Source organism: Veillonella sp. S13053-19 (assembly GCF_002959835.1).
Classification (GTDB): Bacteria; Bacillota; Negativicutes; order Veillonellales; family Veillonellaceae; genus Veillonella; species Veillonella rogosae.
The window spans coordinates 212,986-225,287 of record NZ_PPDA01000007.1 but is presented as its reverse complement, the minus strand read 5'-3'; the positions used below and the strand labels follow the sequence as shown (position 1 = coordinate 225,287).

The following is a 12,302-nucleotide window of genomic DNA, read 5'->3' as shown; positions in this document are numbered from 1 at the left end:
ATATGAATTGAATTATGACTACACTTACAGTACAATAATTACGATAGCGAACACTTTGTTCACTTTAATTGTATCAACCTATGGTTTTAATACAATATATAAAACATCATATATGTTCATTACTGAACATATATGATGTTTTGTACTAAATGTATGACAGGAGTTAATATGGATCGTAGACAGAAAAGAACTCGCAAAGCCATATTTATAGCTTTTAACGAATTATTATCTAAAAAGGCGTATGACAAAATCACCGTTCAAGAAGTCATTAGTGCCGCAGATATTGGCCGCACCACATTTTATGCTCATTTCGACACAAAAGAGGCATTGCTAGAAGCCCTCTGCGAAGACTTATTTTTACATATAAAAGATAGTATTAATCATTTACCTCATGCTCATGGGCTTTATCAACAAAGTATTTACCCAGTCTCAGTATTTGGTCATTTATTACAACATTTACAGCAAAATGAAAATAAAATCCTCGAACTACTAGCTAGTGATAATAACGAAATCTTTTTGCGCTATTTTAGAGATCATCTAAATGAGTTGGTGCAAGGATATTTCATCAATCAAGACCGTAAAGCAAATACAAATCTACCGGATGACTTTATCATCAATCATATTTCAGGTAGTTTTGTCGAAATGGTGTTATGGTGGGTAAAAAACGGCATGAAAGAATCGCCTACAAAATTAGACCATTACTTCCATGCCGTTATAGAACCTATTATATAATTATTTAAATTCTATCAAGATACAACATTAATTGGTTCGCCCTTAAAAAAGGCCTGTACATTGTCACGAATGATGCCTACCAAGCGTTGACGTGTTTCAAGGCCTTTCCAGCCCATATGAGGTGTGATAATAACATTATCCAATGTATAGAGTGGGCTATCCTCTGCTGGAGGTTCTACCTCTTGTACATCAAGACCTGCACCGGCAATGCGTTTAGACAATAATGCTTCACAAAGATCTGCTTCATTAATGAGAGGTCCACGGCCAGTATTTACGATGACTGCACTAGGTTTCATTTTGCCGATGGCTTCTTTATTAATGATGTGCTTAGTTTGGTCATTCAATGGGCAATGCAATGTAATATAATCACTATTTTCTAGTAATTCATCAAGACTTACATAACGGATACCGTCACCATCAGCCTTTGGTGTGCGCGTATGAACTAAGATATTCATACCGAGTGCTTTTGCTACTTTGATCACTTCCATACCAATGTGACCAGCACCGACAACACCTAATGTTTTACCATTCACTTCTGTGTGGCTCACTTGTAAATGTTGTGTGAAATTACTGCGATCACCTTTAGCAAGCATGCCAATTTGTTTCTGCATGGTAGATGCAAAATTGAGGATCATCATGATTACCGTATGTGCTACGCGCTCTGTACTATATGCGGGAATATTACACACAGTGATGCCTCTTTCCTTAGCAGCGTCGAGATTAATATTATTATAACCTGTCCCCGCTTCTACGATGAGCTTTACTGTATCTGGGAATTGTGAAAGCAAATCAGCCCCTACGGGTAATTCTTTTGTAACTACAACGCGAGCCCCTTGAATACGTTCAATAAGCTCTGCATTTGTACTATCATCATAAACCTGTACATCACTAGATAATACAGAAAAATCTAATGCATGGTCATAATTCATTTTACTTGCATTTACCACTACTACACGTTCGCTCATAAGAACCTCCTACATAGTTATTTAATTTTATAGAGTATACGTAATGTCTAAATTTAGGGTTACATACACCTATTAAGGAAAACACTTCTACATAAATTATACTATTATTGATATGAATTTATACCATTAATATCACAGAGAACTATATTAATTAGTATACTTTCACGTTTATTGTATATAATATATGTATAAAAATCATAAAAAACAGAATTTCTGTATAAAACTTTCACAAAAGTATTGTGTAATTCCCCAAAAGTTATAAAATAAAAGTAATGTTATATAGAATTGAGGAATACCATGAGACCCACCTATTTGACCATAAATACAAGTCTCGTTCGTGAGAACTTGCGCAAAATTAAAGATAGTTTACCGGAATGGAGCACATCTACTGCTGTTATCAAGGCCAATGGCTATGGCCACGGCAGTGTTATGATGGGCCGTATTGCCGTAGAGGAAGGTTACGAATCCTTAGCGGTTGCCATCCCTGAAGAGTCCGTACCTCTTCGCAACGCAGGTATTATGGTGCCAATTTATCTATTAGGCCTTACTAGACCTCAGTCCTTTGAGCTCGTAGCAGATACGAATTCCATCCCTGCCGTCTGCGAGTCTACCGATTTAGACGCCCTCGATAAAGTGGCTGACAATCACGATATGATTATCCGCGTTGCCGTAGCAGTCGATACGGGCATGCATCGTATTGGTATCAAACCTGAGGATGCTGTAGAGTTTATCAAACGTGTTGAGTCCTACGAAAATCTTGAAGTAGACGGTTTCTTCTCTCATATGAGTAATGCGGATGCTGCAGATCAGACGCACGCTCATAGCCAAGCTATGAAATTTCATCGCATGGTAGATGAAATAAAGGCATTCCGCCCTGATGCAGATTACCGCTTCTCCCTCGCCAATAGTGCTGGTTTATTATCTGTAAAAGATAGCTTGTTCACCGACGCTCGCCCTGGCATCATTCAATACGGTATTATGCCGTCTTTAGATGTGCCAAATCGCTTAGGCCTAAAACCTGTTCTATCCTTCCATAGCGAAGTCGTTCACGTCCAACACGTTCCGGCAGGCGAAGGCATTGGCTATGGTTCTACGTATGTTACGCCTGAGCCTATGACAATTGCTACAATTCCTGTAGGCTATGCTGACGGATATCCTCGTAGCTTATCCAATCGAGGCACCGTGTTGATCCATGGTACACGCTGCCCTGTAGTAGGCCGCATCTGTATGGACCAATTCATGGTAGCCGTTCCAGATACGATTACGGTAAAACCTGGTGACAAGGTTGTTCTCTTAGGTTCTCAAGGCCATGAAAGCATCTCGGCACTTGAGATTGCCGCCCTTGCGTCTACGATTCCTTATGAAATCTTTTGTGGCTTCTCTGAGCGCGTACCTCGCCAATATATATAAAATACTGAGTATAAATACTAAATTTAAAGACTCCATATAAGCAAAAGCGCAGATATACATTATAATATCTGCGCTTTTTGCTTTTTCAACACTTGTGAAACTTACATCATATGTAGTTATATTAAGTTATATCGAAAAAAGCCCGTAACACATGCAGCGGTCTACATGTATTACGGGCTTTTCTGCTCCCCTATACCTAGCGTACTGTAAAGCAGTTACGTTCTTATTGTGAGAGAGAGTATTATATACCAAGTATATAATCTTATGATTGGGAGGGAACCACAATTCATAAGGGGCCCTCTGAACGACAGACGGCATAGGAGAGAGTCAATGTTTGTCTATCCAATCCAGAGGGCTGCGTGTGTGTAATTGTTTATTGTGTGTATTGTGTGTGTATTGTGTATGTGTGTGTAAGCGTATTTATGTTTTGTGTGTATAGTTTTGGGTGTTTAGTGTTCGTGTTAAAAGGGTTTGCTTTACAGTGGTATAGGAATAAGGTTTTACACTTATTTTACTGCCATACCTGTTTTTGCGTCTAATACGATGGATACAGGTTTATTTTGTGCATCATGGAACTCTACGTTGTATACAGGTGTACCATTTTGATTAGCTACAGACCAAGAGTTAATACCCGTTGCTACGTTGCCAGTCTGTGCGAAGGCTGCATTGATCGCCACATGTGGAGGTAACACAGTACCAGCATCAATAGCACTAGCTTCCATAGATGCATCATATGCTTTAGGAGTACCTTCAGTTACATTGCCAGTCGCTACATCAAGGGTCATAGAATGAGCGCCGTTGGCATTGAAACCAGCTACTTCATAGATAGCAGTTTTATCTGCTGCTTTGAAGGATACATTCGTAATCTTAGAGTCACCAAATTTAGTTTCAAATTGGTCAATTAGATAATTAGCACCAATTACGAAAATACTATTTTGATCGACTACGCCTGTGGGCTGACTTGTTGTGCTAGGTTGTGATTTTCTACTTTTAGAGTTTTTTTTCCTCTTTTGTAGTTTCTTTTTTATCAGCTTTTTTTTCTTCTTTTACAGCTTTTGCTTTAGGAGCTTTGTCTGCATGTGCTTTTTTATTGTTTTTTACTGCTTTTTCAGCTTTTGCAGAAGGCTCTGTTTTTTTATCTCCAACGCGTACTACTTTAGTTTCACTAGGGGCTTTTGCTACAGCTGCTGTTTCAATAGTAGGAACTGCTGCAGCAGGATTTGCTTCGCTAGAAACTACAGTTTCTTGAGCTACTGGAGTTTTAATATCTTGAGTAGCAGTTGGAACTGGTGTAGTGTCTGGAGCCACTTCAATTGCAGGAACTGCTTGATCTGCAACAGGTTGTGCTACAGGAGCTGCTGTTACGGCTACGTCTTGTGCTACAGGTACTGGAGTTGCTTGTTCAGCCGCTGTTACTGCTACAGTAGCACCGAATACGCCAGCTACAGCTAAAGCAATACTGCTTTTAAGAATAGATTTTTTCATAATATCCTCCTTGATAATTCATATATATGTAAGTATTTCACATATATATTTTTAACCAACTCGGTGTTATCGATATAGTTCCAAAACATATATCTAGCGTGGACTGTAGATATATAGTCTGGAAAATCCGATATATTTGAGTTTCGTCCTTGGACTGGTACACATACTATCGATAATCTATGAACTCAAAATGTAGAACCGTGCTAAAAACCTCGTTTTGGAGTGAGTCTAAAATGAATTTACATATATTTAAAATGAAAATCTATAGCTTTCGATTTTTATTTAAATATTCTATGAATACCATAACAAAAGCCGTTTATCCCATGTATAAAGGACGAACGGCATATAATTATAAATCTCATTATCTTTAGATTTGCATTCATGAGTAAACTTTCACAAAAAACGCCCCAATGCTAGTAATTTTCTATGAAAGAACTAGTATTGAGGCATTTAATTATTATATTCAAAATTAATTAACTAGGAATTATTAAGCTATAATTACTAGTCAATCATACATTAGTCATCAAACTTAACAGATAGTAATGTACCATTTATAGCATCAATGCGTACATCAACCTCTTTGTCCCCTTCGGTACCAAAGGTAACTTTGTAAATAGTCTTACCTTTTTCATGATGTACAGACCATTCATTAAGGCTCGTAGCTTTGTCTTGTGTTTGAGCGTAAGCAAAATTAACTACTGCTGCTGGAGGTAAAATCTCACGAGGATCAAAAGATTTTTTCTTCAAGGATTTATGATAATCACCTTCACGTTGTTCAAAGATTTGATTCGTTGCATAGATATAAGTTAACTCATACTTGCCGCTTTCATCAACGCCTTCAACATCATACTTAATTTGACCACCGTCAGCATCAAAGGCAATTTCAGTAATAACCGCATTAGGATGGTTTTGAATGAATGCATTTAATAAACCATTAGCACCGACAATCGCTGCATGGTTGCCATCAACAACCGCAACAGTTGGCTCTACGGCTACTAAAGGGGCGGCACTCGCGTTAGGCATGCCAAACACTGCTGCTAACGCCAATACAAGGCTACCTTTTATAAGTAATGATTTCATAGGCTCCTCCATCTCTCAAACAGGACCATATAGTATATATACAATTATACACTAAATCAATAAGCTTTATGAATCTTTATTTATAATATTAGTGCATGGACCTACGCCCTATGATACAATGCACGTAGAATAATTTTTATAACTACAAGTGAGCTGACTATGATTTCAATTTATCCGACAATATATCACGAATTTCAGTGCAAAGCTGATCGCTGTGAAAATACATGCTGCCAGCTTTGGACCATCGATATCGATGAACCGACGGCTGAGCGTTATCACACTATGACGGGACCTCTTGGTGAAAGCTTGCGTCAAGCGATTACCATTGATGAGGAAGGCAGCCATTTCGTATTCTCTAAAGAACAACCTATGTGCCCTTTACTCAATGAAAAAGGGCTTTGCAAAGTAGTGCTCGAATTAGGCGAAGAAGGCCTTTGCGACACCTGTCATATGCACCCTCGATTTTATAAATACATTGAAGATCTAGAACTATGTGGTGTTGGTTTATCCTGTGAAGCATCCGTGGAACTACTAGCAAAAGATGATAATAATAGAGAATTAGTATTTACCATTGAGGATGATGATAATGAATTTAGTCCTGATGAGCGTCTAAAGCTAGAAAATGTATTTCAACTATTAGCCTTTGATTTAGAGCCTGCTCTATTCCAATATACACCAAGCCCTAGCGGAGAATATTATAAACAGCTATTAGATCTCTACAAGACTACGGAACCTATAGATGAGGCCTGGACTACACAAGTCAATGCATTGTCTAAGGATATAGACCAGGTCGTTACCTCTGTTACAAGTTATGTACATCAACAAGATATGAGCATTTTTAATAAGGTCTACCAATATATCTTGTATCGCCAAATCGATATGTTAGCAGACTATTCCTTAGAATCTATCATTGATTATGCGAAGGATGGCACTGAATACATGCTTATGACCAGCGCCATAGAAGGTAAGACACTAAAACAAATTGCTCGATGGTCACAACAAATCGAATACGACGAAGACAATGTAGAGCTATTATTACAACATTATGAAACACTCCAATAGGAAGCTAATATATAGGCATTACTATAAGCATAGCTATTAGCATCAATGTAAGCATAAGCTTGCTTAACCTAATAGAGATAAAGACATAATAAAACCTCCTAGCTAATACTAGGAGGTTTTATTACACTTACTCATTCTATTTACGCAAAGAGTATACGCATAATCCAGTTATATAAAAGGTTGATAATAAATAAGACCACATAAACGGCCCCTACTGTAAGAGGCTCTACGTTCATAAGACGAGATAAAAGCATAACGGCAACGTAAATAACGGCCCCCACGTAAGCTAACCCCAATGGAACTAAAAGGACCATCAAAATAGGGGCAAGGTAAATACAAATAATAGACACTAAGATTAATGCTAAGCCCAATGCCCCTGTATATCCTTCGATATAAGCTGTTCCCATTAATACTTGTTTGAAGTCAAACTCTCGATCAAGTAGTACACTCAGTAGTTTCCACAAAATAAAACTACCTACAAACCAATACATGCCAAGACCAATGACCTCACGTAAGATGGAAAATATACCATATACGGCAGGTATAAAGCCTAATAAAAAGCCTCCAAAAGCGGCGACCAAAGGTAATAATACAATACCTAAGGCAAAGCCTAATATATGGGTAGCGCACCAACCGGCGAGCCCCGCTTTGATACCCTTCTCTAAAGTACCAAACCAGAAAATTTCATCTATCCCCTTCTTTGGTGAACGCACCAATAGGGATAGCTCTCGTAAAAATGTCGTATCCATAACTAACTCCGCTCTCAACTACACTCTAAAGTTAATTATAACATAAATTTCAAGATTTAAATTATATATAATTAATTTTAATATAAATTAAAACATAAAAAAACCGCAAGACTTTCATCTTACGGTTATATAGAGCTATATTAAAGCTGTTTACTTGACCAAAGTATGGAAAACCCGAATCCATTGAGGTAAAACGGATACGGACAGTAAGGCTACAATGAACATTACAATATAGGTCTTAACAATGCCAAGACCTACATAGCGTCGCATAAGTTGAGCACAGATAAATACAGCATAATACTGACTAAACATAGTAACTAAATACGCTATATCCGCTACGTATTTTTGCTGTGATATGGCAAATAAAATAAGACCAAGAATATGAACAAACACCATTACAACTGTACGAAGTGCATTCGTATAGGCTAATCCATATATATAATTGCACATAACCCCTCTATATGTACCACTACCACCTAATAAAATAAGTAAGCGCCATATAACAAAGGCTCCTATGAGGATCTGAAAAATTAAAAAAGATGCATTAGCAACAGCACTGACCATATCAAAATGTGCAAAGCCGGTCATACGCTTTATGCCAAGCACAGGCGCTATTGCTTTCATCAGCAATGGCAACGCATAGGTCATTCCATATAATACAATAGTAGAGACTACTAAATTAGTCACTGCCCTCGCTATAGTGCCGTATGCAAGAATATTTTGAAAGGATTGCTCACTCAACTTTGTGAACAAGTGCAATATATCCTTATACCAATTCATAGATACTCCTTATATTTAACCTATATTTTAGGTAATCCGTAATAATTAATACTGAGTGGGCCGACGTTATATATGGCTAATAGCAGCACAATAGAAAAGTAGAAATCATCGAGCCATACAAAAAGGACGAGGCATACCTCGTCCTAACTATAGTATATGTATTTTATCGAGTCAACATATAAAGACCTTCACACAAGAGTGATACAAGAATAGCTACTAGCATAACGCTCAAACCTTCATAGGTAGTTCCGCTAATGCAAGCCCCTGTAATACGTCCCATCGTTTGTAACAATAACCCTGTACTTAAAACACATAAGACAATCATACAGAATCCAATAACGGCTTGTAGCAATAATGGTACAGTTGTAAGAATCAACATGATACCTACTGTAAATGTATATAAAGCAACCACCAGTTGCGCCAAGGCCATCATATGCAATACGCCAGTTGCTATAGCACGTATATAAAACTTACGCTTTTGTACCATCGCATAACCAACAATGATGCCTGCCATAAGAATGCCTTTTACAATGACCCACGTAAAGCGCCCTGCATTCCAAAACTCTCGCGGCTTTCCTAGCTGATCAAAGAAAACTTGTATTTCATGTTGACCAACCGGAAGGGCAAATAATTGCCACTTCACTAATAAAGAAGAATTGCGTATAAACGCACGTATAGCATCTATATATACACCTTCACCAACAATGGTAAATTGATAGCATACGAGTGACAATAATAGCATCCCTATCAATTGCCCATAAGCAACATCAAAGTGATACATGCGCGGACTTTTTTCTTCAATGGGGTTTAATAAGCGATACATAAACTCTACTAAACCAACCATCATATCGCTCACCACCTTTTACACAATAAGAATAAGCACCACCCAAATTTGGATGATGCGGCACACAACACAAAGATCACGAATTTAAATAATGAGTTTATTATTAATTCATTTTCTGTTCATTATTATAGCACAAAAGCAAGGTACATTCATACCTTGCTTTCATTATTTTCATAACTATATAATTATCTGGAACTAGCTAGTGCGATTAAGGCGAAGAAGCTCACGATAACAATTACTGGAATTAAACTAGTTAAACAAGAAATGCCAAAAGTAGCTAAACGGGATTTATTAATTTGGCGACTTAACATTGTTAAGCATACCCAAAATGTAAAGATTGCAAATGCGATTGATGCAAATATAATCATAGTTATCCATACAATACCAAAAACAGTAGAATCAGGATTAAATCCTAGTATCACTAAAAACGGCACTGATAATAATAGGATACCCAAGAAATAGAATAGCCCCATAATCTGGTTATAAGCTTGTTCATACCACATGATTTTCAACACAGATTCATAGGTAGTATGAGCATCAAAGTTATTGGCCACCCAAGAAAAAATAGCCGAATAAATAGCAATACCAATAAACGCAAATAGCAAGCCAAATGCAAGGCCTAATATGCCAATACCAGATAACGCTGCCGCACCGGTGAAAGCAACCTCAAGTTTATCTGCAAATATCATACTTACAAGAGTCGGTAGAATATTTGAAAATAAGAAGGACACCAATGCCAAAGCTGCTGTAGCATAGAATCCCTTTTTACAAGAACCATGCTCCACTATCTGCGGAATACCACGTTTAAATGGAGCCACTATAAGGGCCCCCATATCAGAATACCAAGTTGTTTCCATACAACCTCCAAAATTATAACTCTACATCACATACAATCTAAGTATGGCTATTTAAAATAACCCACTAGAATATCTCATGTTCATTACTGTAAAAACTATGAACGCCATAATAGCACTTATAATAACAAATGGAATGAGACCAGCCAATAGGCTAATACCAAATGTTGAGAGTTTAGGTTTGTTAATTTGTTGGCTTAATAAATTTAGACTTACCCACCAAGTCCACAGAGAAATCCCCATTAGGATAAAGAAAGAGATAAGTACATATAGAATAATCGACAAAGGTAAGTCGAGTGGATCTTGTAAGGGCCCGAAATTATCAATATTAATAAAGAAATAGATGCTAGCAGGCATTATCAAAAGCCCACCAATAAGCGCCAGTAATTGTCCATACGCATAGGAATACCAATTCACCTTTAGCACTTCCTGCGGAGTCGTCTGAGCATCAAATTTATTAGCCACCCAAGAAACTAAATAGGCATTAAGAGATAGACCTAAAAAGGTAAGAAATAAATTAAAGGCTAATTGCATAGCAACGCCACCATTGGCACTCATTACAAAAATACGGCCATAGAATGTATGATGCAACTGCATCATCGATATAATAAGAGCCGGTATAAACGTGGTCAGCAGCGAGCCTACAACACTAACTGCTGCAGCCCCGTAAAAGCCTTTCATACAAGATCCATACGCTACGATTTGGGGTATTCCCTTCTTAAAGGGAGATATACACAACTCCTTAAAATCTGAATACCATTTTGTTTCCATAAGCCCTCCTTCAAACGCAAACAACGCACATATATGTTTTTCATTTTATCACAAGACACTTTTAAAATAAATATAAATTTATTTTAAATTGATTAGCGACCACGATTAGCAAATAAAAAATTGATAGATACCTAAACGATATCTATCAACATCTTATATTATATACTCACCTAAATCATGCCGGAGAATGCTAGTTGTATTATAGTGATAACAAAACTAATAAAGTAATAAACAATACCTGTTAACCATGGGCTAAGATTAAATTGCTTGGCCATCAACAGTGCCATAATAATAACATTAATCCATTCCAAGTAGTTTAGTCCATAGGAGTTAGATTGAGCTGATACATTTAAAAGAACAGTGATAGGAATAATAATCAACGCCAAGGCCAAGTGTATCCAGCTATTTATGAAAAGCGTAAGTAGCATATCTGCTACTAACTGTTTAAATGTTCCTGTCCCTTTAAAAACTTTAAAAATGACATACAACACCCCGGACATTAACAAAACCATAATAATACTACCAACTAGAAAGCCGATAATATCATCTATTGTAAAGTCAAGAGGGCCAATAACTTGCCATAAAGTACTTTCATAAAAAGAGCTTTTAGGAAAGATTACTCTTAGCAAATGTAAACCTAAATCCGTTATAATAACCGATCCAATAGCTAGTAATAACATATTTTTAATGGTCACAAAATGCATCCATTTTTCTATATAAGGACCAAACAAACCATTCATAATACTCTACCTTATAACTCCTCACTCTTAAACAATTGATATCCTTCAAAATAATAACTATGATCAAGGTCCTATTCAGCAACACCTAATTTATTAGTGATAACCATATTGGACCTCCTTTTTATTTTATCTCGTAATATATATTATACTATATTCGTTAAACTTTAGTTGAAACTAACATACCATACCAAATCAGAACCACCCGTAAAACGGGTGGTTTGCTCACGGGCTATAAGCCCGTAGTACTAGGCCAGCGTCTAAAGGCGCTGGCTTTCACTACGTTCAAGCCGCATAGCCATTGACTCGTAACGGTCCCCTTAAAGGGGATATGTATTACTTGCTACCCTTAAAAGGGTCCTCATATTCTTTTACACTAAGTTTATCTTTCATTTGGTCATGTAACTCTTGCTCACGTATATATTTTTTTACGGTAGCTTCATTTAATCCTACCGTACTTACATAATATCCCTCGGACCAAAAGTGTCTATTTCCAAATTTATACTTTAAGTTTGCGTGTTTATCGAACATCATTAGCGCACTTTTACCCTTTAAATATCCCATAAAAGATGAAACTGATATTTTAGGTGGAATTAACACTAGCATATGCACATGATCTGCCATAAGCTCCCCCTCTATAATCTTGACGCCCTTATATTCACATAAACGTCTCAGTATTTCACGTAAACTATTTCTGTATTGATTATATATAACTTTACGTCTATACTTAGGTGTAAATACTATGTGGTATTTGCATAACCATTTTGTGTGCGCAAGGCTCTGTGTCTTTGTTGCCATATAAAATCACCTTTCTTTTGTATATAATGCGGCTT

Annotated in this window: 14 protein-coding genes; 3 read left to right on the top strand and 11 right to left on the bottom strand. The window is 37.0% G+C overall.

Annotated features, from left to right (window positions below):
• Positions 1-168 precede the first annotated feature (168 nt).
• Complete coding sequence (locus tag VEHSUH06_RS02875) at positions 169-732, top strand: TetR/AcrR family transcriptional regulator (protein ID WP_009352112.1); 564 nt, start codon at positions 169-171, stop codon at positions 730-732.
• Between the two features lie 14 nt (positions 733-746).
• Here the strand turns inward: VEHSUH06_RS02875 and VEHSUH06_RS02870 are convergent, their stop codons facing one another.
• Positions 747-1,697, bottom strand: a complete 951-nt coding sequence (locus tag VEHSUH06_RS02870; RefSeq protein WP_105097697.1) for a 2-hydroxyacid dehydrogenase — start codon at positions 1,695-1,697, stop codon at positions 747-749.
• A gap of 297 nt (positions 1,698-1,994) precedes the next feature.
• On the opposite strand from VEHSUH06_RS02870, the gene alr reads away from it, so the two are divergent.
• On the top strand, positions 1,995-3,107 hold the full coding sequence (alr, locus tag VEHSUH06_RS02865; RefSeq protein ID WP_105081560.1) for an alanine racemase: 1,113 nt from the start codon (positions 1,995-1,997) through the stop codon (positions 3,105-3,107).
• 506 nt (positions 3,108-3,613) lie between these two features.
• Here alr and VEHSUH06_RS02860 read toward each other — a convergent pair.
• The 3 genes from VEHSUH06_RS02860 to VEHSUH06_RS02850 all read right to left on the bottom strand — a co-directional run bounded on the left by VEHSUH06_RS02860 (position 3,614) and on the right by VEHSUH06_RS02850 (position 5,672).
• On the bottom strand, positions 3,614-3,892 hold the full coding sequence (locus VEHSUH06_RS02860; protein ID WP_105097696.1) for a PepSY domain-containing protein: 279 nt from the start codon (positions 3,890-3,892) through the stop codon (positions 3,614-3,616).
• A 205-nt stretch (positions 3,893-4,097) separates the two neighbouring features.
• Positions 4,098-4,592, bottom strand: a complete 495-nt coding sequence (locus VEHSUH06_RS02855) for a ribonuclease E (protein WP_105097695.1) — start codon at positions 4,590-4,592, stop codon at positions 4,098-4,100.
• 516 nt (positions 4,593-5,108) lie between these two features.
• The gene (locus VEHSUH06_RS02850) at positions 5,109-5,672 is read right to left on the bottom strand and encodes a PepSY domain-containing protein (protein ID WP_199179717.1); all 564 of its coding nucleotides are present in this window, start codon (positions 5,670-5,672) and stop codon (positions 5,109-5,111) included.
• 159 nt (positions 5,673-5,831) lie between these two features.
• Here VEHSUH06_RS02850 and fliB point away from each other — a divergent pair, with 159 nt between their 5' ends.
• The gene (gene fliB, locus VEHSUH06_RS02845; RefSeq protein WP_105097693.1) at positions 5,832-6,734 is read left to right on the top strand and encodes a flagellin lysine-N-methylase; all 903 of its coding nucleotides are present in this window, start codon (positions 5,832-5,834) and stop codon (positions 6,732-6,734) included.
• 140 nt (positions 6,735-6,874) lie between these two features.
• Here fliB and VEHSUH06_RS02840 read toward each other — a convergent pair whose 3' ends face one another.
• The 7 genes from VEHSUH06_RS02840 to tnpA form a co-directional block, all read right to left on the bottom strand.
• Positions 6,875-7,483, bottom strand: coding sequence for a hypothetical protein (locus VEHSUH06_RS02840; RefSeq protein WP_105097692.1), 609 nt, complete (start codon positions 7,481-7,483; stop codon positions 6,875-6,877).
• A gap of 150 nt (positions 7,484-7,633) precedes the next feature.
• Positions 7,634-8,263, bottom strand: coding sequence for a hypothetical protein (locus tag VEHSUH06_RS02835; protein WP_105097691.1), 630 nt, complete (start codon positions 8,261-8,263; stop codon positions 7,634-7,636).
• A gap of 163 nt (positions 8,264-8,426) precedes the next feature.
• Positions 8,427-9,110: a hypothetical protein gene (locus VEHSUH06_RS02830; RefSeq protein ID WP_105097690.1), complete on the bottom strand. Its 684-nt coding sequence runs from the start codon at positions 9,108-9,110 to the stop codon at positions 8,427-8,429.
• Between the two features lie 182 nt (positions 9,111-9,292).
• Complete coding sequence (locus tag VEHSUH06_RS02825) at positions 9,293-9,964, bottom strand: hypothetical protein (RefSeq protein WP_105097689.1); 672 nt, start codon at positions 9,962-9,964, stop codon at positions 9,293-9,295.
• Positions 9,965-10,015: 51 nt separating this feature from the next.
• Positions 10,016-10,732, bottom strand: a complete 717-nt coding sequence (locus tag VEHSUH06_RS02820) for a hypothetical protein (protein ID WP_105097688.1) — start codon at positions 10,730-10,732, stop codon at positions 10,016-10,018.
• A 170-nt stretch (positions 10,733-10,902) separates the two neighbouring features.
• The gene (locus tag VEHSUH06_RS02815) at positions 10,903-11,472 is read right to left on the bottom strand and encodes a hypothetical protein (protein WP_105097687.1); all 570 of its coding nucleotides are present in this window, start codon (positions 11,470-11,472) and stop codon (positions 10,903-10,905) included.
• A 333-nt stretch (positions 11,473-11,805) separates the two neighbouring features.
• Complete coding sequence (tnpA, locus tag VEHSUH06_RS02810; RefSeq protein WP_005380067.1) at positions 11,806-12,267, bottom strand: IS200/IS605 family transposase; 462 nt, start codon at positions 12,265-12,267, stop codon at positions 11,806-11,808.
• Positions 12,268-12,302: the final 35 nt, after the last annotated feature.

Coding starts and splice junctions, on each gene's coding strand:
- VEHSUH06_RS02875 (WP_009352112.1), top strand. CDS start 169: ATGGATCGTAGACAGAAAAGAACTCGCAAAGCCATATTTATAGCTTTT.
- VEHSUH06_RS02870 (WP_105097697.1), bottom strand. CDS start 1,697: ATGAGCGAACGTGTAGTAGTGGTAAATGCAAGTAAAATGAATTATGAC.
- alr (WP_105081560.1), top strand. CDS start 1,995: ATGAGACCCACCTATTTGACCATAAATACAAGTCTCGTTCGTGAGAAC.
- VEHSUH06_RS02860 (WP_105097696.1), bottom strand. CDS start 3,892: ATGACCCTTGATGTAGCGACTGGCAATGTAACTGAAGGTACTCCTAAA.
- VEHSUH06_RS02855 (WP_105097695.1), bottom strand. CDS start 4,592: ATGAAAAAATCTATTCTTAAAAGCAGTATTGCTTTAGCTGTAGCTGGC.
- VEHSUH06_RS02850 (WP_199179717.1), bottom strand. CDS start 5,672: ATGAAATCATTACTTATAAAAGGTAGCCTTGTATTGGCGTTAGCAGCA.
- fliB (WP_105097693.1), top strand. CDS start 5,832: ATGATTTCAATTTATCCGACAATATATCACGAATTTCAGTGCAAAGCT.
- VEHSUH06_RS02840 (WP_105097692.1), bottom strand. CDS start 7,483: ATGGATACGACATTTTTACGAGAGCTATCCCTATTGGTGCGTTCACCA.
- VEHSUH06_RS02835 (WP_105097691.1), bottom strand. CDS start 8,263: ATGAATTGGTATAAGGATATATTGCACTTGTTCACAAAGTTGAGTGAG.
- VEHSUH06_RS02830 (WP_105097690.1), bottom strand. CDS start 9,110: ATGATGGTTGGTTTAGTAGAGTTTATGTATCGCTTATTAAACCCCATT.
- VEHSUH06_RS02825 (WP_105097689.1), bottom strand. CDS start 9,964: ATGGAAACAACTTGGTATTCTGATATGGGGGCCCTTATAGTGGCTCCA.
- VEHSUH06_RS02820 (WP_105097688.1), bottom strand. CDS start 10,732: ATGGAAACAAAATGGTATTCAGATTTTAAGGAGTTGTGTATATCTCCC.
- VEHSUH06_RS02815 (WP_105097687.1), bottom strand. CDS start 11,472: ATGAATGGTTTGTTTGGTCCTTATATAGAAAAATGGATGCATTTTGTG.
- tnpA (WP_005380067.1), bottom strand. CDS start 12,267: ATGGCAACAAAGACACAGAGCCTTGCGCACACAAAATGGTTATGCAAA.